General features: G+C 67.0%; 24 protein-coding genes. 8 read left to right on the top strand and 16 right to left on the bottom strand.

Annotation, left to right across the window (positions count from 1 at the left end; all coding sequences use genetic code 11):
* Positions 1-90 precede the first annotated feature (90 nt).
* Complete coding sequence (locus E8F11_RS18990) at positions 91-1,614, top strand: fumarate hydratase (protein ID WP_280290394.1); 1,524 nt, start codon at positions 91-93, stop codon at positions 1,612-1,614.
* A 158-nt stretch (positions 1,615-1,772) separates the two neighbouring features.
* On the opposite strand, the gene E8F11_RS18985 is transcribed toward E8F11_RS18990, so the two are convergent.
* On the bottom strand, positions 1,773-2,651 hold the full coding sequence (locus tag E8F11_RS18985; RefSeq protein WP_280290393.1) for a carbon-nitrogen hydrolase family protein: 879 nt from the start codon (positions 2,649-2,651) through the stop codon (positions 1,773-1,775).
* On the bottom strand, positions 2,648-3,238 hold the full coding sequence (locus tag E8F11_RS18980; RefSeq protein WP_280290392.1) for a GNAT family N-acetyltransferase: 591 nt from the start codon (positions 3,236-3,238) through the stop codon (positions 2,648-2,650). Before E8F11_RS18980 ends, E8F11_RS18985 begins: the two co-directional genes overlap by 4 nt.
* 113 nt (positions 3,239-3,351) lie before the next feature.
* Here E8F11_RS18980 and E8F11_RS18975 point away from each other — a divergent pair, with 113 nt between their 5' ends.
* The gene (locus E8F11_RS18975; RefSeq protein ID WP_280290391.1) at positions 3,352-3,750 is read left to right on the top strand and encodes a nuclear transport factor 2 family protein; all 399 of its coding nucleotides are present in this window, start codon (positions 3,352-3,354) and stop codon (positions 3,748-3,750) included.
* Here the strand turns inward: E8F11_RS18975 and E8F11_RS18970 are convergent, their stop codons facing one another.
* The 8 genes from E8F11_RS18970 to E8F11_RS18935 form a co-directional block, all read right to left on the bottom strand.
* Positions 3,751-4,053 carry a ribbon-helix-helix domain-containing protein gene (locus tag E8F11_RS18970; RefSeq protein ID WP_280290389.1) on the bottom strand — a complete coding sequence of 101 codons (303 nt, stop codon included), beginning with the start codon at positions 4,051-4,053 and terminating at the stop codon, positions 3,751-3,753.
* 159 nt (positions 4,054-4,212) lie between these two features.
* Positions 4,213-4,794, bottom strand: coding sequence for a DJ-1/PfpI family protein (locus tag E8F11_RS18965; protein ID WP_280290388.1), 582 nt, complete (start codon positions 4,792-4,794; stop codon positions 4,213-4,215).
* Between the two features lie 109 nt (positions 4,795-4,903).
* Positions 4,904-5,515: a DUF2846 domain-containing protein gene (locus tag E8F11_RS18960; protein ID WP_280290387.1), complete on the bottom strand. Its 612-nt coding sequence runs from the start codon at positions 5,513-5,515 to the stop codon at positions 4,904-4,906.
* A gap of 91 nt (positions 5,516-5,606) precedes the next feature.
* The gene (locus E8F11_RS18955) at positions 5,607-6,764 is read right to left on the bottom strand and encodes a phosphatidylserine/phosphatidylglycerophosphate/cardiolipin synthase family protein (protein ID WP_280290452.1); all 1,158 of its coding nucleotides are present in this window, start codon (positions 6,762-6,764) and stop codon (positions 5,607-5,609) included.
* Entirely contained in the window at positions 6,761-7,342 is a 582-nt protein-coding gene (locus E8F11_RS18950; protein WP_280290386.1) for a YceI family protein, read from the bottom strand. The genes E8F11_RS18955 and E8F11_RS18950 overlap by 4 nt, the downstream gene beginning before the upstream one ends.
* 346 nt (positions 7,343-7,688) lie before the next feature.
* Positions 7,689-8,738, bottom strand: coding sequence for an alkene reductase (locus E8F11_RS18945; RefSeq protein WP_280290385.1), 1,050 nt, complete (start codon positions 8,736-8,738; stop codon positions 7,689-7,691).
* Between the two features lie 15 nt (positions 8,739-8,753).
* Positions 8,754-9,917 (bottom strand): MFS transporter, encoded by a 1,164-nt coding sequence (locus E8F11_RS18940; protein WP_280290384.1) that lies wholly within the window; start codon positions 9,915-9,917, stop codon positions 8,754-8,756.
* A gap of 44 nt (positions 9,918-9,961) precedes the next feature.
* Positions 9,962-10,270 (bottom strand): metalloregulator ArsR/SmtB family transcription factor, encoded by a 309-nt coding sequence (locus E8F11_RS18935; RefSeq protein WP_280290383.1) that lies wholly within the window; start codon positions 10,268-10,270, stop codon positions 9,962-9,964.
* Positions 10,271-10,393: 123 nt separating this feature from the next.
* On the opposite strand from E8F11_RS18935, the gene E8F11_RS18930 reads away from it, so the two are divergent.
* Together E8F11_RS18930 and E8F11_RS18925 are read left to right on the top strand one after the other, a co-directional pair.
* A complete protein-coding gene (locus E8F11_RS18930; RefSeq protein WP_280290382.1) occupies positions 10,394-10,975 on the top strand; it encodes an ACP phosphodiesterase in 582 nt (193 codons plus the stop codon).
* Between the two features lie 70 nt (positions 10,976-11,045).
* Positions 11,046-11,927 carry a universal stress protein gene (locus E8F11_RS18925; RefSeq protein ID WP_280290381.1) on the top strand — a complete coding sequence of 294 codons (882 nt, stop codon included), beginning with the start codon at positions 11,046-11,048 and terminating at the stop codon, positions 11,925-11,927.
* 26 nt (positions 11,928-11,953) lie between these two features.
* Here E8F11_RS18925 and E8F11_RS18920 read toward each other — a convergent pair whose 3' ends face one another.
* Complete coding sequence (locus tag E8F11_RS18920) at positions 11,954-12,724, bottom strand: lysophospholipid acyltransferase family protein (RefSeq protein WP_280290380.1); 771 nt, start codon at positions 12,722-12,724, stop codon at positions 11,954-11,956.
* 8 nt (positions 12,725-12,732) lie between these two features.
* The gene (olsB, locus tag E8F11_RS18915) at positions 12,733-13,503 is read right to left on the bottom strand and encodes an L-ornithine N(alpha)-acyltransferase (protein ID WP_280290379.1); all 771 of its coding nucleotides are present in this window, start codon (positions 13,501-13,503) and stop codon (positions 12,733-12,735) included.
* A 136-nt stretch (positions 13,504-13,639) separates the two neighbouring features.
* Between olsB and E8F11_RS18910 the strand changes: the two genes are divergently transcribed.
* The 4 genes from E8F11_RS18910 (at position 13,640) to E8F11_RS18895 (ending at position 16,957) form a co-directional block, all read left to right on the top strand.
* Positions 13,640-14,527, top strand: coding sequence for an acyl-CoA dehydrogenase family protein (locus E8F11_RS18910; protein WP_280290378.1), 888 nt, complete (start codon positions 13,640-13,642; stop codon positions 14,525-14,527).
* A 94-nt stretch (positions 14,528-14,621) separates the two neighbouring features.
* Positions 14,622-15,407 (top strand): MBL fold metallo-hydrolase, encoded by a 786-nt coding sequence (locus tag E8F11_RS18905; RefSeq protein WP_280290377.1) that lies wholly within the window; start codon positions 14,622-14,624, stop codon positions 15,405-15,407.
* 108 nt (positions 15,408-15,515) lie between these two features.
* On the top strand, positions 15,516-16,628 hold the full coding sequence (locus tag E8F11_RS18900; protein WP_280290376.1) for a serine hydrolase: 1,113 nt from the start codon (positions 15,516-15,518) through the stop codon (positions 16,626-16,628).
* Positions 16,625-16,957, top strand: a complete 333-nt coding sequence (locus E8F11_RS18895) for an amidase (protein ID WP_280290375.1) — start codon at positions 16,625-16,627, stop codon at positions 16,955-16,957. Before E8F11_RS18900 ends, E8F11_RS18895 begins: the two co-directional genes overlap by 4 nt.
* A gap of 21 nt (positions 16,958-16,978) precedes the next feature.
* On the opposite strand, the gene E8F11_RS18890 is transcribed toward E8F11_RS18895, so the two are convergent.
* From E8F11_RS18890 to E8F11_RS18875, 4 genes are all read right to left on the bottom strand, one after another.
* The gene (locus tag E8F11_RS18890; RefSeq protein WP_280290374.1) at positions 16,979-17,611 is read right to left on the bottom strand and encodes a transcriptional regulator; all 633 of its coding nucleotides are present in this window, start codon (positions 17,609-17,611) and stop codon (positions 16,979-16,981) included.
* Between the two features lie 80 nt (positions 17,612-17,691).
* A complete protein-coding gene (locus tag E8F11_RS18885) occupies positions 17,692-18,816 on the bottom strand; it encodes an FAD-binding oxidoreductase (protein ID WP_280290373.1) in 1,125 nt (374 codons plus the stop codon).
* A gap of 8 nt (positions 18,817-18,824) precedes the next feature.
* Positions 18,825-19,781, bottom strand: a complete 957-nt coding sequence (locus E8F11_RS18880) for an ornithine cyclodeaminase family protein (RefSeq protein ID WP_280290372.1) — start codon at positions 19,779-19,781, stop codon at positions 18,825-18,827.
* Between the two features lie 181 nt (positions 19,782-19,962).
* Positions 19,963-20,817 carry an ATPase gene (locus E8F11_RS18875; protein WP_280290371.1) on the bottom strand — a complete coding sequence of 285 codons (855 nt, stop codon included), beginning with the start codon at positions 20,815-20,817 and terminating at the stop codon, positions 19,963-19,965.
* Positions 20,818-21,041: the final 224 nt, after the last annotated feature.

The raw sequence follows: 21,041 nt of genomic DNA, 5'->3' as shown, positions 1-21,041 counted from the left end.
ACGCGCTATACTGCGGCGCCTTTTTAGCCTCGCGCGCCGGGTCGTGGTCCGGCGCTTCCCTGATGTTCCCGTTCTAAGAGGAGCGCACCCATGACCGTGATCAAGCAAGACGATCTGATCCAGAGTGTCGCCGACGCCCTGCAGTTCATCTCCTACTACCACCCCGTGGACTTCATCCAGGCCATGCACGAGGCCTACCTGCGCGAAGAGTCGCCCGCCGCGCGCGATTCCATGGCGCAGATCCTGATCAACTCGCGCATGTGCGCCACCGGCCACCGCCCGATCTGCCAGGACACCGGTATCGTCACCGTGTTCGTCCGCGTTGGCATGGACGTGCGCTGGGACGGTGCCACCATGAGCGTCGACGACATGATCAACGAGGGCGTGCGTCGCGCCTACAACCTGCCCGAGAACGTCCTGCGCGCGTCCATCCTGGCCGACCCGGCAGGCAGCAGGAAGAACACCAAGGACAACACCCCGGCGGTCATCCACTACTCCATCGTCCCCGGCAACACCGTGGAAGTGGACGTCGCGGCCAAGGGCGGCGGCTCCGAGAACAAGTCGAAGATGGCCATGCTCAACCCGTCCGACTCCATCGTCGACTGGGTGCTGAAGACCGTCCCGACCATGGGCGCCGGCTGGTGCCCGCCGGGCATGCTCGGTATCGGCATCGGCGGCACCGCCGAGAAAGCCGCGGTGATGGCCAAGGAAGTGTTGATGGAGTCCATCGACATCCACGAGCTGAAAGCCCGCGGCCCGCAGAACAAGATCGAGGAAATGCGCCTCGAGCTGTTCGAGAAGGTCAACCAGCTGGGCATCGGCGCCCAGGGCCTGGGCGGCCTGACCACCGTGCTCGACGTCAAGATCATGGACTACCCGACCCACGCCGCCTCGCTGCCGGTGTGCATGATCCCCAACTGCGCCGCCACCCGTCACGCCCACTTCGTGCTGGACGGCTCCGGCCCGGCTGAGCTGGAAGCACCGCCGATGGACGCCTACCCGGAGATCGTCTGGGAAGCCGGTCCGTCGGCGCGCCGTGTCGACCTGGACAGCATCACCCCGGAAGAAGTGCAGAGCTGGAAGCCGGGCGAGACCATCCTGCTCAACGGCAAGATGCTCACCGGCCGCGACGCCGCGCACAAGCGCATGGTCGACATGCTGAACAAGGGTGAAGAACTGCCGGTGGACCTGAAGGGCCGCTTCATCTACTACGTGGGCCCGGTCGATCCGGTCGGTGACGAAGTGGTTGGTCCGGCTGGCCCGACCACCGCGACGCGGATGGACAAGTTCACCCGCCAGATCCTCGAGAGCACAGGCCTCCTGGGCATGATCGGCAAGTCCGAGCGCGGCCCCATCGCCATCGACGCGATCAAGGACAACAAGGCCGTGTACCTGATGGCCGTCGGCGGCGCCGCCTACCTGGTGGCCCAGGCGATCAAGAAATCCAAGGTCCTGGCCTTCGCTGAACTGGGTATGGAAGCCATCTACGAGTTCGACGTGAAGGACATGCCGGTGACCGTGGCCGTCGACACCAACGGCGAGTCGGTGCACATCACCGGCCCGGCGATCTGGCAGAAGAAGATCGCCGAGAACCTGGCGGTGGAAGTGAAGTAAGCCTCCAGCGCCTCATGAAGAAGCCCGGCCTTGTGCCGGGCTTTTTCGTTCCTGGCGCTCGCAACTGTAGGATGGGTGGAGCCTGCGATACCCATCAACGATGCCCAGGAGGACGCGATGGGTATCGCTCCGCTCAACCCATCCTACGAAGCACCAATCTACAGAAGCATCGCCTGCCCGAACTGCTCCGGCCAGTCGCGGCGGGTGAATACCTGGCCTTCGGCGCGCACCCGGCGGACCTCATCCAGATCCAGGTTGCAGATCAGCCACTGGCTGGTGGCCGGGCAGAGCTCGGCGCTTTCGGCGATCACGCCATTGCTGGGCATGCCGTAGTCCGGCGGCACATAGAGGCCGGCGCGGCCGATGTTCTCGTCCAGCGCCGGAGACCAGGGTGCCAGGCCGACCGTGGGTGCCTGCAGGACGGCAATCTGGTTTTCCAGGGCCCGGGCCTGGGCGCCGATGCGTACCCGGTGGTATCCGGCCTCGGTGTCGGTGCAACTGGGCGCGAGGATCAGGTCGGCGCCTCCCTCGGCCAGGGTGTGCGCCAGCAGCGGGAATTCGTTGTCGTAGCAGATCAGGATGCCCAGCCTTCCGACGGCCGTATCGAACACCTTGAGCCCCTCCCCCGCCGCGATGCCCCATTGCTCGCGCTCGAAGCGGGTCATGATCAGCTTGTCCTGGAAGCCCAGTTCGCCGCCCGGGCCGAACAGCCAGGCGCGGTTGCGGTAGCGCCCATCGGCATCGCGCACCGGCAGGCTGCCAGGTTGCAGGTAGACGCCGAGCCTGGCCGCAATGCCGGTGCACAGGGCCCGCCAATCCTGCAACAACGGCTGGATGCCGGCGATGGACGCCTGCAGGTCACCGCGCTCCGCCTGCGGCAACTGGCCCGCCAGCACCAGGCCGGCGTATTCCGGCAGGACCAGCAGCTTCGCGCCCCGAGCCGCCGCCTCAGCGCAGAGGCCTTCCAGGTGGGCGGCATAGGCCTCCCAGCTTTCATGGAGCTCGATGGCGTACTGGCAGGCTGCGATCCTGATCATGGGGTGAGCTCCTTGAGCCAGAAGGACATGGGTTTGGCCGACTCGCTTTGCTCGTCCAGGTCGCGCCAGTGGTACTCGGTGCGCAGTTCCGGGTGGTGGTGGTAGCCGCGCCGCGCCCAGAATTCATTGAGCGGCTGGTAGCCGGGCGGGCGCCGCGGGTGGTCGGCCGGCCGCTCCACCGCACAGAAGGCGCAATGCTCGAAGCGCCCCAAATGCCGCGCATAGGCCTCGCGCTCGGCGAAGAAGCGCACACCGAGGCCGCTGCCACGGTATTCAGGCAGCAGCACCGACTCGCCGAAGTAGAAGATTCGCTGCGGGTCCCAGCCTCGCTCGCGGAACGGCCGCTGGAACGCCTCGGTCTCATCCGCCATGGGCAGGCCGGTGGAGGCTCCCACCACCCGCTCGCCGTCCAGGGCCAGGACGAACAGGCTTTCCGGGGACTCGGCATAGGTGGCCAGGTAACGCGCTTCGTACTCCAGCGTGCCGTCATAGAGATAGGGAAACTCGCGGAATACCGTCAGGCGCAGGCGGGCGAGGTCGTCGATATGGGGCGCGATCGCGGCGCCTTGGAGCAGGCGGATATGCATGGATGCGGTCGTTCTGGCGATGTGGATGACGCCCCTGGCTAAGCCGGGTATGGGCCAAGAACCTATCATGCCGGGCACGGACCGACTGACCCCATTGCGACAGGAACCCAACCATGACCGCTACCGAACTGGTGCAAGCCTATTACGACGCCTTCAACGCCGGGAACATGCCGGCTTTCCTCGCCCTGCTCAGCGAGGACGTGGTGCACGACATCAACCAGGGTGAACGGCAGATGGGCAAGGCCGCCTTCGCGGCCTTCATGGACAAGATGAATCGCTGCTACAAGGAGCGGCTCTCCGACATCGTGATCATGCAGAACGCCGATGGCAGCCGCGCCGCCGCCGAGTTCGTGGTGCACGGCCAGTACCTGGCCGACGACGAAGGGCTGCCGCCGGCCAAGGGGCAGACCTACGTGTTGCCGGCCGGGGCCTTCTTCCATATCCACTGCGGCAAGGTCGCCCGCGTGACCAACTACTACAACCTGAACGATTGGGTCGAGCAGGTCTGCTGATCAGGAGGCGCTCCGCGCCTTCGGCAGTTCGACGACCGTGGCGCGGCGCTGGGCCAGATAGCGGGTGCAGCTGACGCGCAGGAAGGAAGCGAAGTTGACCACCTCGCCGCGGTAATCCATCACCTCGTCGTAGAGCTTGGCGATGAGCTGGTTGGTGGTCATGCCGTCCACCTCGGCGATTTCCCGCAGGATGTCCCAGAACTGGTTCTCCAGGCGCAGGGTGGTCACCACCCCACGGATGCGCAACGAGCGCGAGCGGGACTCGTAGAGAATCGGGTCGGCCTTGACGTAGAGCTCGCACATAGGCGCCTCCTGGTTTTTGCTTCGCACCTGTAGCCCGGATGCAATCCGGGGAATCGTGCGTGAAGCCTTCCCGGATTTCATCCGGGCTACGGATGTAGGAGCGAGCTTGCTCGCGAAAAGGCTTTCGCCAGCAAGCTGGCTCCTGCGAAGGGCGCGAACCTAGAGCTCTATCTTCGTCCCCAGCAGCTTGAGAAAGCCCGCCAGCCAGGCGGGATGGGCCGGCCAGGCCGGGGCCGTGACCAGGTTGCCCTGCACATGGGCACCATCCACCGGGATATCCACGAAGGTGCCACCGGCCAGGCGCACTTCCGGCGCGCAGGCCGGGTAGGCGCTGCACTCGCGGCCTTCCAGCACACCGGCCGCGGCCAGCAGCTGGGCGCCATGGCAGACGGCGGCGATGGGCTTGCCGGCCTTGTCGAACTCCTTGACCAGTTCCAGTACCCGGGCATTCAGGCGCAGGTACTCCGGCGCGCGGCCGCCCGGGATCAGCAGGGCGTCGTAGTCCGCCGCCTTGACCTTGGCGAAGTCGAAGTTGAGGGCGAAATTGTGGCCCGGCTTCTCGCTGTAGGTCTGGTCGCCTTCGAAATCATGGATGGCGGTGCGCACGCTCTGCCCGGTGATCTTGTCCGGGCATACTGCATGCACGGTATGGCCGACCATCGACAGCGCCTGGAAGGGCACCATGGTTTCGTAGTCTTCGGCGTAGTCGCCAACCAGCATCAGAATCTTCTTCGCGGCCATGTCGCATCCTCCTCCTGGATTGGAAGCCCTGGGCTTCAAAGGTTAGCCAATTATCCCCGGGCTCATTCACACCGGGTAATAGGCCCCTACTACAGGGACGGGCGGCGCTTCAGATGCCGATCTTGTCCAGCGCCCGGCCGACGCCACGCCAGAAGCCCAGTTGCGGCCGCACCCGCTCGCCGCTGGCGGCGATGCGCTCGCTCGGTTGCACCTGGCGAGTGGCGGTGATCTCCTCGCCGCCCAGCGATTCCTCCACCAGCTGCATCGGACCGTTGCCGGCAGCGGGCTGCTCGCTGTTCTTCGGCGGCGGGTCCAGTTCGTCGTAGCGCAGGTAGTAGGTCCGCCCAGCCGTCGCATCCAGGGCAAAGGAGGTGATCAGGGTGAAGTCCAGCGGGCCGTCGGCGAGCAGGGTCCAGTAGCTGCCGAAGAGCGGCCGGCGCATCTCCAGCTGGTAGCTGGCAGCGTCGAACTCCAACACCAGGTAGCCATTGCTCGGCAGACTGCCGATCAGCTCGTTGTTGAGGAAAATGCCGGGAGCCTCCAGCTCCTGGTCCGCCCATTCGCTCTGCGGCCGATAGAGGTAGACCAGCGCGTGCTCGCCGTCACTGGGCGCCGCCGTCTGGAACTGCGGCCCTTCAGTGGCACCGAAGAACGCACCTGGTGTTGAACAGCCGCCGAGCACGGCACAAAGCAGCAGGATCGGCAGGTATCGGCGGCCCATGCAGCCACTCCCTCTTGTCGTAGTGGAGCAAGGCTAGCCCGGCGTCGACCCGCGCGCACCCGACGAAAGTGCGGCCCCTGCGTCCGAGCGCCTAGCGGCGGCGGTCGAGCAGGTTCACCACCAGCCGGTCCAACCAACCCCAGAGCCGTTGACGCAGGCGCTTGACCAGGGGTCTGGCATGCCAATCATCCATGGTGATTTCTCGGCTATCGGAGAAGTCCTGGCGCATGCAGGTAGCCACCGCCTCGGTGAAGCTCGGATCCATTGCCTCCAGGTTGGCCTCCAGATTGAAGCGCAGGTTCCAGTGATCGAAGTTGCAGGAACCCACGCTGACCCAGTCGTCCACCAGCGCCATCTTGAGGTGCAGGAAGCGCTGCTGGAACTCGTATATCCGTACCCCGGCGCGCAACAGGCGTGGGTAGTAACGCTGGCCGGCGAAGCGCACTGGCGGGTGGTCGGTGTGCCGGCTGGTGAGCAACAGGCGCACTTCGACACCGCGTTGGGCGGCCTTGAGCAGGGCGCGACGGACCTTCCAGCTCGGCAGGAAATAGGGGGTCGCCAGCCACACGCGATTGCGCGCCGTGCGGATGCTGCGCACCAGCGACTGGACGATGTCGCGGTGTTGGCTGGCATCGGCATAGGCCAGCCGGCCCAGGCCCTCGCCCACCGCCGGGTAGGGTGGCAGGCGCGCCAGGCCCGGGGCTTCGCCGGGCTTCCAGGGACGGCGGCCGAGGTTGGCCAGCCACTGGAAGTCGAAGATCAGTTGCCAGTGCGCCACCAGCGGCCCTTCGATGGCCACCATCACCTCATGCCAGCGGCTGGTCTCCTGGCTGGGGTCCCAGAATTCGTCGGTGGAGCCGGTGCCGCCGACAAAGGCCACGCGGTCGTCCACCACCAGGATCTTGCGGTGGTCGCGGTACAGGTTGCTCAGCCCTTGCCGCCAGCGCAGGGGGTTGTAGAGCTGCAGCATCACGCCGGATCGGGACAGGCGCTCGCGCAGTGCCACGCCCAGGCGCAGGCAGCCGAAGCCGTCGAACAGGCAGCGCACCCGCACGCCGCGCACCGCGGCAACGCAGAGGGCATCCACCAGGGCTTCGCTGCACTCGCCGTCTTCCACCAGATAGAGTTCCAGCGCGACCTGATGCTCGGCACGGGCGATGGCCGTAAGCATGGGCGGGAAGAACTGCGGGCCGTCGATCAACAGCTCGAAGCGGTTGCCGGACTTCCAGGGGAAGATCTGCCCCATCAGCGCGCCGTGAAGATCAGCACGGCGCCCACCGGCACCGACAGGCTGATGCCCGGCAAGCCGGCCACCTTGCGCAGGCCATCCAGCGCTGCGGTCAGGCCGAAGTCCTCCACCTGCAGCACCAGCGGCGCGAGGGTCACCACCTGGAAGCGAAGGTCATCCAGGCGCGTGGCCAGCAGCTCCGCTCGATACTCGTGCTCCCGGTTCCTGAGCTTCACCTTCAACGGCAGGCTGAGCTCCAGCTGGGCGCCGGGAGCCAGGTCGGTGATGGGACGCAGGTCGAGCTGGGCGCTGACCTCTGCCTCGGGGTACTTGCCGATCTCGAAGAACTGCTCGCGCAGGCGCTGGTCGCGCAGGGGCACTCCGGTACTGACCGACTCCAGCTCGACGCTGAGGTGCGCCTTGCCACCGTTGTCGATCTTGCCGTGCAGGGTGAGGAAACGGTGCACCTCGGAGATGCTGCCGGCCTTGGTGGAGATGAAGGAGATCCGCGACGACTCGTTGTCCAGGTACCAGCTGGCCTGCACCGGCAAGGCCAGGGCGCCGAGCAGGGCAATGAGGGGGCGTATCGATCTGTGCATGCGGGGTTCCTTAGGCATGTCGCTGACGGCGGAGAAGACTCGGCCAAGGCTCCATTGGTCACAGGAAACGCGGCCGGGTTCCGCCGCCGCCCGTGAAAATCCACCCGGGCAAGCGGACGATGGTGCAAAGCTACCAGAGGAAACGAATCTTGGGGCTTGGCAAGACACCTGTAGGGGCGAATTCATTCGCCAGGCAGGCCGAAGGTCTGCGCTTTCCCGAGGCCGATCTGGGACCGCTGCGCGGTCCTTGGCGAATGAATTCGCCCCTACAAGGCCCCCGCCCAGTCCTTCCCGCAACGAAAAAGCCCCGCCTTGCGGGGGCGGGGCTTTTGCCGGGTGGTCCGGATTACAGCCGCGGATAGTCGATGTAGCCCACCGGGCCCTTGGCGTAGAAGAGCTCGGGACGCGGCTCGTTCAGCGGTGCGTCCAGGCGCAGGCGCTCGGGCAGGTCCGGGTTGGCGATGAAGGGGACACCGAAAGCGACGGCATCGGCCTTGCCGCTTTCAAGCCAGGCTTCGGCACTGCCCTTGGTGAAGCGCTCGTTGGCGATGAACACACCGCCGAAGGCTTCCTTGAGCTGCGGCGACAGGCTGTCCTCGCCCTCCTTCTCGCGGGCGCAGATGAAGGCCACACCACGCTTGCCCAGTTCGCGGGCGACGTAGCCGAAGGTGGCGCCCAGGTCGGAATCGCTCATGTCATGGAGGTCCGCTCGCGGCGACAGGTGCACGCCGACGCGGCCGGCGCCCCAGACCTTGATTGCCGCATCGGTGACTTCCAGCAGCAGACGGGCGCGATTCTCGATGGAGCCGCCGTACTGGTCGGTGCGCTGGTTGGTGCTGTCCTGGAGGAACTGGTCCAGCAGGTAGCCGTTGGCGGCGTGGATCTCCACCCCGTCGAAGCCGGCGGCCTGGGCGTTCTCGGCACCCACGCGGTAAGCCTCGACTATGTCGGCGATCTCCTCGGTTTCCAGCGCGCGGGGCACCGGGAAGTCACGCAGCGGGCGCAGCAGGCTGACGTGGCCCTTGGCGGCGATGGCGCTAGGCGCCACCGGGGCTTCGCCGCCCAGGTAGCTGGGGTCGGAGATGCGCCCCACGTGCCAGAGTTGCAGGACGATCTTGCCGCCGTTGGCGTGCACCGCCTTGGTGATGTTGCTCCAGCCCTTCACCTGCTCGTCGGACCAGATGCCGGGGGTGTCCGGGTAGCCGACTCCCAGCGGGGTCACCGAGGTGGCTTCGCTGATGATCAGCCCGGCGGATGCGCGCTGGGTGTAGTACTCGGCCATCAGCGCGTTGGGCACACGGCCTTCGTCGGCGCGGCAGCGGGTCAGCGGCGCCATGATGATGCGGTTGGAGAGTTCCAGGTCGCCGATCTTGATCGGGTCGAAGAGCGTGGGCATGTCAGTTACCTCGGGTCAGTCGAGAGCTGCTTGCAGCTCGGGATTACGGTTGCTGAAGGTGAGCAGGGTCGCTATCAGGGCAAGGATCGCCAGCACGGCAGCGGCCAGGGGAACAGTGGTGAGGCCGAAGCCCTGGCTGATGACCAGGCCACCAATCCAGGCGCCAAGGGCGTTGCCCACGTTGAAGGCACCGATGTTCAGGGTGGAAACCAGGTTCGGCGCGGCGCTGCCGAAGGCCACCACGTTGACCTGCAGGGCCGGCACCGCGGCGAAGGCGGCCGTGGCCCAGAGGAACAGGGTGATTTCCGTGGGGATCAGCGCGGCGCTGGTCCAGGTCAGCGCACTGGAGGCGATGGCCAGGGCGACGAACACGCCCATCAGGGTCTGCGCCAGCTTCCAGTCGGCCAGGCGGCCGCCGATCACATTGCCCAGGGTCAGGCCCAAACCGATCAGCAACAGGCTCCAGGTCACGCCGCGGGGCGAAACGCCGGTCACCTCGCCCAGCAACGGGGCGACGTAGGTGAAGATGCAGAACACCGCGGCGGAGAACAGCACGGTGGTGGACAGTGCCAGCCAGAGCCCGGCACCGCGCAGGGCGGCGAACTCGGCACGGATGTCGGTGGCCTCCTCGTCATGCTGGCGGGGCAGCACACGCCAGAGGCCGACCAGAGCGGCCACGCCGATCAGGGTCACCGCCCAGAAGGTGGAACGCCAGCCGGCGGCCTGGCCCAGGGCGGTGCCGAGCGGCACGCCGAGCACGTTGGCCAGGGTCAGGCCGGTGAACATCAGGGCCACGGCGGATGCCTTGCGGTTGGCCGGCACCAGGCTGGCGGCGACCACCGAGCCGATACCGAAGAAGGCGCCGTGACAGAGCGCGGTGACTACCCGCGCCAGCATCAGCAGGCCGTAGTTGGCGGCGATGGCGCAGAGCAGGTTGCCGATGATGAACACCCCCATCAGCACCAGCAGTGCACCCCTGCGCGGCAGCTTGGCGGTGGCCATGGCCATGAAGGGCGCACCGATGGCCACGCCCAGGGCGTAACCGGTGACCAGCCAGCCGGCGCCGGGAATGGACACGCCCAGGTCGGCAGCCACCTCGGGCAACAGCCCCATGATGACGAATTCGGTAGTGCCTATGGCGAATGCGGACAAGGCGAGGACGAGAAGCGCAGTAGGCATTGGCCTGCTCCTTGGAAGATTGCGGGTGGTGGCAGGTGCTGCAGCTACAGCTCGTCGCTCATCTGGCGAAGAAATTCGGCGATGACAGCTTCATTGCGTTTGAAGAAACTCCATTGGCCCACCTTGCGGCTGGTCACGAGTCCCGCGCGCTGCAAGGTCGCCAGGTGCGCCGACACGGTGGACTGGGACAGCCCGCAGCGCTGGTCGAACTTGCCGGCGCAGACGCCGATCTCGAAGGGGTGGTCCTGTTCGACGAAATATTTCTCCGGGTCCTTGAGCCACTGCAGCATCTCCCGCCGCAGCGGGTGGGCCAGTGCCTTGATGATTTCGTCGAGGTCTATGGCTGTGCTCATGGCCGGGTTTCGTATATCGGAATGGAGCGAACTTTATATCGATGAGAAACGATACACAGATCGTTTGCGACGATAGTCGTCATCGACACTCATGATAGAACCGCCCTGGGTTAAGCTCAGCCGATGAACTACCTCGCCCACCTCCACCTCGGCGGCTCGCAGCCCGCGCAATTGCTCGGCAGCCTCTACGGCGACTTTGTCAAGGGGCCGCTGGCCGGTCGCTGGCCGGCGGAGATCGAAGCCGGCATCCGCCTGCACCGGCGCATCGACGTCTTCACCGACAGCCACCCGCTGATCGCCCAGGCCAGGCTGCGCTTCCCCGCCGAGCGCCGACGCTTCTCCGGCATTCTGCTCGACGTCTTTTTCGACCATTGCCTGGCCCGGGACTGGGCGCTCTACTCCGCCGAACCGCTGGACACCTTCACCCTCCACGTCTACCGGGTTCTGAGCGCCGAAGCCGAACTACCCGGTCGCCTGGCGCTGATCGCCCCGCGCATGGCGGCCCAGGACTGGCTCGGCAACTACCGCGACTTCGAGGTGCTGGAACAGGTCATCAACGGCATGGCCCGGCGTATCTCGCGACCCGAAGCGCTAACCGGCGCCATGGCTGAGCTGGAGAGTCTCTACCAGCCGCTCAGCGAGGACTTCCGCCAGTTCTATCCGCAGCTCCAGCAATTCGCGGGGAGCCAGCTGCGCGTCGCTTGATCTGCATCAACGGGAAAGCCCGGCACTTGCAGTGCAATGGCTCCAGAGACCCTGGCTTCCGAGGTGCACGATGAAAGCGCTGATGCTGGCGACAGACCTTTCCAACCGTTCCGACCGTGCGCTGCACCGAGCCGCGCGGCTGGTCCGGCAATTCGATTGCCCCTGGTTCATCATCCATGTCGTCGACGAAGACCAGCCGCAGCTGCGGGTCGAGCTGGAGGTGGAGCAGGTCCGGCGCTACTTGCTGGAGCAGCTGGACTTCTTCACCGAACTGGCCGGGCGCGCCCCGGAAATCTGGGTGGAAGTCGGCGACCCGGCCAAGCACATCGCCGACTGCACCCGCTTCGCCGACGTTGACCTGCTGGTGGTCGGCAGCCATCGCAAGAACCCGCTGCGCGACGTCTTCGTCGGCACCACCCTCGAACGCCTGGTGCGCACCAGCCATGTGCCGGTGCTATTGGTGAACCAGGCAGCCGACGCCGACTACAAAATGCCCCTACTGGCGCTGGACTGCTCCCCCGCTTCCGCCCAGGCCGCGCGCGCCGTCCATGAACTGGGCCTGCTGCCCGGGGCCGGCGCCAAGGCGCTGCATGCCTTCGACCCGCTGGGCGGCACCATGCTGCTGGCGGCTGGCGCCGGAGCCGGGGCGATTCCGGGCGACTATGCGGCCAATGAGCGCCGCCGCGCCGGAGCGGCGCTGGACGAGTTCTTGCTTCGCGAAGAACTGGAGGCCCTCGTCGACCAGCGCCTGGTCGAGGAAGGCCAGCCGATGACGGCCCTGCGCCGGGTAGTGGGGCGTGACGCCATCGACCTGCTGGTGATGGGCACGCGTGGGCTCACGGGGATGAAACGCCTGCTGATCGGCAGCGTGGCCGACGCCGCCCTGCGCGAGCTGAGCTGCGACATCCTCACGGTGCCGCCGATCCACTGGCCGTCGAACGGCCAGGGCTGATCACTCAACGCAGCGCTGGAGCCCCTTCAGGCAGCCAGCGCCTCTTCTTCCTCGCCGAAGAGCGCCCGTTGCACGGCGCTCTTCGCCTTCTGGCTCAACACAGTACGGCTGAGGCCCTGGCTGGGGATGGGCTCGAGCAGCTGGATCTGCACCTCCGCCAGGTCACTGCGCAGCAGCCGCACCAAGTGCGACAGCAGGTCGTCCTCGCCTATGAAAGGCGCAACCCCATCGCGCTCGCCATCACGCAGGTAGCGGATGGCTACCGGCTGCACCGGCACTTCGGTTTCCACCGCGCTGGTCAGCAGGCGGCTGTGGAAAGTCTTCAGCAGGCTGCCGTCGGTGGTGGTGCCTTCCGGGAAGATCAGCAGGTGACGCCCCTCACCCAGGTGACGGCCGAGTTGCTGGCCCACCAGGCCGCTATCGCCCGAACCGCGGCGGATAAACAGCGTGCCGGCCTTGTGCGCCAGCCAGCCGGCGACCGGCCAGGTCCGCACCTCGGCCTTGGACAGGAACGACAGCGGCGCCAGGGCGCCGAGCAGCGGGATATCGGTCCAGGACACATGGTTGCTGACCCAGAGCATCGGCTCCTCGGGCAGGCGCCCGTTGATGCTGACGCGGAACGGCAGGGCGCCGGCCAGGCGGGCGAGGAACCAGCGGGTCAGGCGTTGCCGGGTGGCCATCTGGTCGCCCCGGGCGAAACGCTCCAGCAGCCCGACCCAGACCGCCAGCAAGAGGCCAAGGCCGATCACGCTAAGCAGACGGGCGACACGCCCGTAGAAACGCGCGGACTTCAGCATGGGCCGCCTCAGACCGCGGCCTTGAAGTGGCGGGCGTAGCGCGGGCAGAGCTCGTCGCGCTTGAGCAGGATGAACACGTCGGCCACCTGGAAGTCCGGGTCCCAGCAGGGTTCGCCGCAGATCTTCGCGCCCAGGCGCATGTAGGCCTTGAGCAGCGGCGGCATCTCGGCGATCACGTTACCCGGCAGCTCCAGCGCCGGCAGCGGATTCTTCGGCTCCGCGCGCAGGTGCTCGGTGCAGAGGTGGCGCTCGCGCAGGCGCTGCATGATGGCCTGGGCCTGGATGCCACCGTCCTGCATCGGGATGCTGGCGCAGCCCATCAGGTAGCGGTAGCCGCCCTGGTTCAGCACCTCGGCCAGCTCACCCCAGAGCACGGCGATGGTGGCGCCGTTGCGGTAGGCGGGGGCGACGCAGGTGCGGCCGATCTCCAGCACCGGACCTTGCAGCTCGCCAAGGCCGTGGAGGCTGAACTCCTCCTCGCTGTAGAAGCGGCCCAGGTCGTGGGCGGCCTGGTGGTCGAGCAGGCGGGTGGTGGCGACCAGCTCGCCGCTGTCCAGGTCGCGCACACCGATGTGCTGGCAGTGCGGATCGTAGTCATCCATGTCGAGGCCGAACTCGGCGCCTTGCAGCTTGGCGTCGAACTCGGCGCTGAATACGCGAAAGCGCAGGGCTTGCGCCTCGCGCAGCGCGGCTACGCCGTCCAGGCGCTCGGCCTGCAGGCGGCGAGGACTCTTCCCGTTGGATGCGACGCTGTCGCGGGTCATGGCGATCTGGGTCATGAATAAGCCTCCGTAGGCCGGCTCGATCCCGGTTGCAGCCGGACGATCTTGTTGTGCAAGCTCAGGCTAGGTAGACCCGGTGTCACCCCCGTGACGGTCCCATGATGCTTGTATGACAGCCCCCAAGGAGCCCTCCATGCCCTGGCAACGCCTGCTCGAAGCCACCGCCCGCCTGCCTTCCGGCCAACCCTTGGACGACTGGTACGGCGCCTTGCTGGAACGCCTTGGCGAGGTCACGCCTTTCGAACTGGCGGTGCTCGGCGGCAAGCTCGCGCCCACCCCCGGCCTGGCCTTCCTCGCCGGCTACCAGGGCGCCCTGCGTCTGCTCTGGCCTTCGGCGCCGCTGAGCCTCGGCGCACTGTGCGTGACCGAAAACCGCAGCGTACGCCCGGCGGACATGCAAACCCGCCTCAGCGGCCTCAGCCTCAGCGGCCGTAAGGATTTCGTCACCGCCGCCGATGCCGCCGACTGGCTGCTGGTGGCGGCCCGCGAGGACGTCGAAGGGCAACCGCCGCGCCTGGCCCTGACCGTGGTGCGCAACGGCGCCCCCGGCGTGCGCATCGAAACCCTCAAGCCGCTACCGCTGATGCCCGACGTGCCCCACGCGCGCCTGCACCTGGACGGCGCCCATTGCGAACGCCTGGCCGGCGATGGCTGGGATGCCTATGTGAAGCCCTTCCGCAGCATCGAGGACCTCCATGTGCTGAGCGCGCTCTGCGCCTGGCTCTACGGCGTGGGCCGCGATTGCGCCTGGCCGCAGGCGCTGCAGTTGCGTCTGCTGGCCCTGCTCACCGGCGCCGCGGAAGTTTCCCGCCAGTGCGCCACCGCATCGACCATGCACCTGTTGCTGGCGGCGCTTTTCGTCGAGTTCAAGGCCTTGAAGCCCGAGCTGGACGCCGCCTTCGCCGCCGGCCCGGCGGAATGGGCCGAGCTGTGGAAGCGTGACCAGGGCGTGCTGGATATCGCCAGCGGGCCACGGGCCAAGCGGCTGGAGAAGGCCCTGGCCACTCTGGGAATGGCCTGACTCCCCCGTCACACCATGCCCTCTTGACCCAGGTCAGCACGCCTCTGTCGGAAATGCCTTACATCTGCGCGTCGCATTTCAACTCGAGGTTTCCATGCGTCGCGAGCCCATCGTGCTGTTCGATAACGGCACCCATCAATGCCTGATGTTCGACGATCTGGTCAGCGGCGACGGCGTGCAGTCCAACCAGTTCCTGATCACCGACCATGAGCAGTACCTGCTGCTGGACCCCGGCGGCGACCTGACCTACACCCCGCTGTCACTGGAACTGTCCAAGCACATGCCGGTGCAGGACCTGACCTATATCTTCGCCTCCCACCAGGACCCGGACATCATCGCCTCCCTGGACAAGTGGCTGCTGCACACCCGCGCGCGGGTGATCTGCTCCAAGCTCTGGGCGCGTTTCCTGCCGCACCTGACCGCCAACTACCTGGCCATCAGCCACGGCATTTCCACCTACGACCGCATCATCGCCCTGCCGGACCGCGGCGACTCCATCACCCTCGGTCGCTGCCAGCTCAAGGCGGTGCCAGCACACTTCCTCCACTCGGTGGGCAATTTCCAGCTCTATGACCCGGTCAGCCGCATCCTCTTCTCCGGCGACATGGGTGCCTCGCTGGTGGACGACGCCACCCCGGTGCGCGACTTCGTCAACCATGTGCCGAACATGGAGGGCTTCCACCGTCGCTACATGGCCAGCAACAAGATCTGCCGGCTCTGGGCCCAGATGGTGCGCGGCATGGATGTGGAGATGATCGTGCCACAGCACGGCCGGCCCTTCGTGGGCAAGGAAATGATCAGCGCCTTCCTTTACTGGATCGAGAACCTGGAGTGCGGCATCGACCTGATGGGCCCGGACGACTACCGGCTGCCGCGCTGAACCGGCCAAGCGCGCCGAATAGCCGTATTAGCCGGCGCGTTCGGCGCTTTTTACCGTCATGAAGCCCGTGCTAGGTTGCGCCTTTTCATAACCAGATGAGGCCCGCCGATGCCCTCCCCGCTGCTGCGCCGACTGAGTCTGGCACTTGCCTTCTGCGCCGGCCTGGCCCAGGCCGAAACCTGGCCCGCCGCGGACTGGCAGCAGGGCCCCACGCCCAGCGGCGCCGCCGTGCAGGCCTTCGAGGCCTATGCCTTTCCCCCGCGCGACGACGCCGGGCGCAAGGGCGTGCGCAGCGATGCGGTGGTGGTGATCCGCGACGGCGAACTCATCTACGAACACTACGCCGGCCCAACCCGCACCGAGACGCCGCACCTGACCTGGTCGGTGAGCAAGAGCCTGCTCGCCAGCGTCCTCGGCGTCGCCTATGGCGAGGGCCGATTCAAGCTGGACGAGCCGGTGGCACGCTACTACCCGGCCTTCGCCGGCCATCCCAACGTCCAGCTGGACCATCTGCTGCACTGGGCCTCGGGCCTGGCCTGGCAGGAGGACTATGAGTACGCGCCGCTGAAATCCTCGGTAGTAGCCATGCTCTACACCCGCGGCCGCGGCGACATGGCCGGCTTCGCCGCCGAGCACCCGCTGGACGCGGTGCCCGGCAAGCGCTTCCGCTACTCGAGCGGCGACACCAATGTGCTCTCCGCCGCCCTCCGCGGCATGGTGGGCGAGCAGGCCTACGCGGACTATCCCTGGACCGCATTGTTCGAGCCCCTGGGCATCCACTCGGCGGTGTGGGAAGCCGATGCGGCCGGCACCTACGTGGGCTCCTCCTACAGCTATCTGACCGCCCGTGACCTGGCCCGAGTCGGCCTGCTGATGCAGCGCGGCGGCCGCTGGGGTGATCGCCAGCTGCTGCCGAGGGACTGGGTGGCCTTCAACCGCACACCCTTCGCCGACTACCAGCCCGATCCGGCGAAGCCGGGCGACGCCGTACCCGGCGGCCACTGGTGGCTGAACGCTCAGGTGCAGGGCGCCGCCAAGCCCTGGCCAGATGCGCCGGAAGACACCTTCGCCGCGCTTGGGCACTGGGGCCAGGCGCTCTATGTGCTGCCCAGCGAGAAGCTGGTGATCGTGCGCTACGCCGATGACCGTGACGGCGGCTACCGCCACAACGACTTCCTCAGGCTGGCCCTGGCCGCGTTCGCCCCGGAGGTGCAGCCATGATCGCCCGCCGCCCCGTTCTCAGCCTGCTGGTACTGGCCCTGATCCTGCTTGCCGGCCTCGTCTGGCAGAACCGCGCCCACCTGACCGCCTTCCCCGGCATCATCAGCGCCTACACCGCCAAGGAGTACTGCTCCTGCCGATATGTAATGGGCAATGAGGCCGACTATTGCCAGAGCTACGTGAAGCAGTACGTGCCCACCAGCGATTTGCTCGACGACGCCGAACGCAAGCGCGTGACCGCCAGCGGCCTCGGCCGCAGCAACACCGCCGCATGGGTCAGCCCGCACCAGGGTTGCCGATTGATGCCCGAGGCCGACGACACCCCCTGAGAGGTTCTGTGCAGAGCCTCGTCAGACCGACTCTTCCTTGAGTTCCTTGAGGTGCTTGTAGACGGTGGCGCGGCCCATGTTGAGGACGTTGGCCACGTAGTTGGCGGCGCTCTTGCCCTTGAAGGCGCCTTCGGCGTGCAGGGCCAGGACCAGTTCGCGCTTGTGTTCGCGGGTCAGCAGGTTGAGGCCGAGCTGACGCTGGCGCAGCCAGTTGTGCAGGAAGGTGTTGATGCGCTCCTGCCAGTCGTCGCGGAACAGGGAGTCGGGCTGGGGGATGAGCTTGCTGGAGGACAGGAAGAGGTCCAGCGCGGCCTTGGCCGCTTCGAACATGGAGATATTCAGGTTGACGCAGAGCATGGCGAGAGGGGCGCCCTGGGCGTCGCGCAGCACGGTGCTCATCGAGCGGATCTTCTGGCCGTCCCAGTTGAGCTTCTCGTAGGGGCCGATGTTCCGCTCGCCCACCTCTTCGCCGAGCAGGTCTTCCAGGGCCGCGTCGTCGCCGATGCAGCGCTTGGAGATGTTGTTGGCGATGTAGTCGATCTTCTGCGTGCGCAGGTCATGCAACACCACCTCGGCATGGGGGAAGAACAGGTTGGCGATGGCATCGGCGATGGCCCGGTAATTGTCCAGGGCGGGGTCTGGGCGGGGCGTCATGGGAGCGGCTCCTGGAGCGGAAGGATCGACGCCGGGCACGGAGCCCGGCGCAGCGAGTGTGGCGCAATGCGCCAGCTTCGTCACCCCAGCCGATCGGGCGACAGCATGGCTTCGCTCAGGCCGAAGCGGGTGAGATGCTCAGGCAGCGGCTGGTGCAGGATCAGGCAGGCGCTGGCTTCGCCCATGGCGGCGGAGGTCTGAATGCCATAGCCGCCCTGCCCCGCGACCCAGTAGAAGCCCGGCGTGCGCGGGTCGTAGCCGGAGACCAGGTCGCCATCGGGGAAGAAGGAGCGCAGCCCGGCCCAGACCCGCGCGGGGCGGCGGATGCTCATGCTGGTGTGCTCTTCGATCTGGTAGATGCCCAGCGCGATGTCCAGCTCTTCGGGCTGCACGTCATGGGGCTCCACCGGATCGGCGTTGGCCGGCGACCCCAGCAGCATGCCGGCGTCGGGCTTGAAGTAGAAGGATTCGTCCAGGCTCACCAGCGCCGGCCACTGGTGGGCATCCACGCCTTCTGGCGGGGCGAAGATAAAGGCGGCGCGGCGCTTGGGCTGCAGGCCCAGGGGGCGAACACCAGCCAGGCTGGCGAGCTGATCGCACCAGGCGCCGGCGGAATTGACCAGCACCGGCGCCTGGAAAACGCCCTGGCTGGTGCTGATCTGCCATTGCTCGCCCTGGCGCTGGATGCCGGTCACTTCACAGCTGAGCTGAATCTGCCCGCCGTTGCGGCGAATGCCGCGCAGGTAACCCTGGTGCAGGGCGTCGGTGTCGATGTCGGCGGCGCTGGGATCGAGCATCGCGCCCTGGACCTTGTCGCGGCGCAGTACCGGCACCAGCGCGCAGGCTTCATCGGCACTGAGCATCTGCACGTTGGCCACGTTTTCGAGGGCGCTGTCGAACTGGCGTTGCAGCTCTTCGGGGTCGCCGGTGAAGTCCACCACCATCTCGCCGCGCGGGGTGAGCAGCGGGTGTTCGCTGAAACCCTCCGGCGGCGCGTCGAAGAAAGCGCGGCTGGCGGCGGTCAGGGCGCGTACCTGGGGCGTACCGTAGGCCACGGTATAGAGCGCAGCGGAGCGTCCGGTGGAGTGGTAGCCGGCGTGCTCCTCGCGCTCCAGTACCAGCACCCGCCCGTGGCGCGACAGCCAGTAACCGGTGGAGGCGCCGGCGATCCCGGCACCGATGATGATGAAGTCAGCCTGGTTCATGGAATGCCTCACTGTCCTTGGCGCTGCAGATGATAGAGGGCGTTGGCCAGGGCCATGTCTTCCAGGCCGAGACCGATGGAACGGAAGAATACCGGGCGGCGGTAATCCGGGCGCGGGGCGCTGCCGCTTACCAGGCCTGGCAGGTCGCCGAGTATGGCCTCTCGGCTCCAGCCGTGGCGTTCGGCGGCCAGCACCATCTCGCCGGCGGAGCCCGGCGTAGTGGCGCGGTAGTCGCAATAGACATCCATCTCGCCCAAGGCCTCGGGCGGCACTTCATGGGCGCGCGGGGCGTTGGTGCTGATGGAGGTGACCAGGGCCGGCCTGGCCAGGCTGCGCGGGTCCAGCACCGGGCCGGCGGAAGAAGTGCAGAGCATCACCACGTCTGCATCGTTCACCGTTGCCTCCAGGCTGGCGCCGATCTCGACGCGCGGGTCCTGGGCGCGCAACAGCTCCTGGGTCCCGGCATCCGCAGCGAGGGCTGGCGAGAAGACGGCGATGCGCTGCCAGTCGCGCAGGCCTTTCACATAGTGCAGGTGGGCGCGGGCCACCGGGCCACTGCCGATCACGGCGAGGGTCCGTGCCTGCCCCGGCGCCAGGGCGTCCACCGCCACCGCCGTGGTGGCGGCGGTGCGGGCGGTGGTCAATTCGCCGGCATCGCAGAGCAGCAGCGGCTGGCCGGTTTCCATGGACATCAGCAGGGTCCAGGCCGTGACCAGCGCGCCATCGGCCGTCTTGATGTAGGGCGAGGTCTTGACCCCGTAGACGCGCTCCTTGGCCAGCACGCCGAGGTAGTTGATGAAGTCGCCGGCGGCGTGGGGAAACTCCACCAGTTGCTGGGCCGGCTGCAGGGCTTCGCCGGCGGCGAGGTCAAGGAACATGCGGCGCATGGCCTGGTGCACGTCCACCTGCTGGAGCAGGCGGCGGGCTTCGGCGTGCTGGATGATGAGAGGCGGTGTGCTGGACATGGAGACGCTCCCAGGGACTGGAAATAAACAATCAGTCCATCTTGGACTTTACAGTACAAGCCTGCAAGGGCCGGACGTCCGCATATACGGGAATGGCGCCTGGGTGTAAGGCGGGCTGGCCCATAACGAAAAAGCCCCCGGGCCATCACGGCGCGGGGGCTTCTCGTCCTGCCTCGCAGCGTCAGCGCATGTCGATCTGCTGCTGGAGGTTCTGCACCTGGCTCTGCAGGGTGCTGATATTGCGGGTCATCTGGGCGCGGAAGGCATCGAACTCGGCGGTATTGCTACTGGCCGCCGGGCGATTGTCCAGTTCGCTGCGCAGCACCAGCAGGTCCTGCTCCAGGCTCCGGATCGCCTGGTTCGGGTTGCCCTGCTTCTTCAACGCCTCGATATCGCTGCCCAGGCCCTTCAGGCGGCCATCGAGCTGGGCCATATCGCCCTGCGCGGCCTTCAGCCTGGCCTGTTCGTTGGCCAGGCCATCGATCTTGCCGCCCAGTCCGTCGAGCTTGCCGCCCAGCTGGCTGGCAGCGCCCTGCTGCGCCTTGAGGTCGGTGGCCAACTGCTCGACGCGCTTGCCCTGGCTACCCAGTTGCGCGCTGGCGTTCTGCTGTTGTTTGCCCAGCTCGGCCACCCTGGCCTGCAGCTGCTTGATCTGCAGCTTCATGGACTCGCTGCCGCTGGTAACGCTGGATTCGGTGGCCACTACCTTGCCGCTGATATCCTGGATGCGGCCGGCGGCCTCTTCGCTGATTCGGGCGAAGCTTTCCTGGGTCGCCACCAGTTGCTGCTCCATCAGGCTGATCTGCTGGAAGCTCCACCAGCCCAGGCCACAAAGGGCGACCAGCAGCGCCACCACCAGGGCCCAGAGCGGACCGGTGCTGACACTGCGGACTTTGGGGGCGACCGTGGCATGGCCGTTGCCGTTGTGCCGCAACACGGGCTCGGGAGCCGGGTGATGGCCGAACTCGTCGCGATCGCGGGAATCGGTGGTCAAGCTGGGAACGTCATCCACTTCGTCGAGAGCATCGTTGCGCATTGGGGAACCTTTGGAGAGAAAACAGAACCGCTGATGGCCAGCAGTATACCGGTTCGCACCGTGGTCTTCAGCGTCGCGCCAAGGCGGTGCGGACTGCACCGCACGGGAGCAGCGTGCCACGATTGACCACGCCGGAGCCCAGCAGTTCCGGGCCTCCGGGCTTGGTACGGGGCTTGCTAGCCAGATGCCAGCCCCGGCACGGGGCCATGCCAGGAAGACGCAAG

It is taken from the genome of Pseudomonas sp. BN417 (assembly GCF_029871205.1).
GTDB lineage: Bacteria > Pseudomonadota > Gammaproteobacteria > Pseudomonadales > Pseudomonadaceae > Metapseudomonas.
This window is presented reverse-complemented; position numbering and strand designations above follow the sequence as displayed.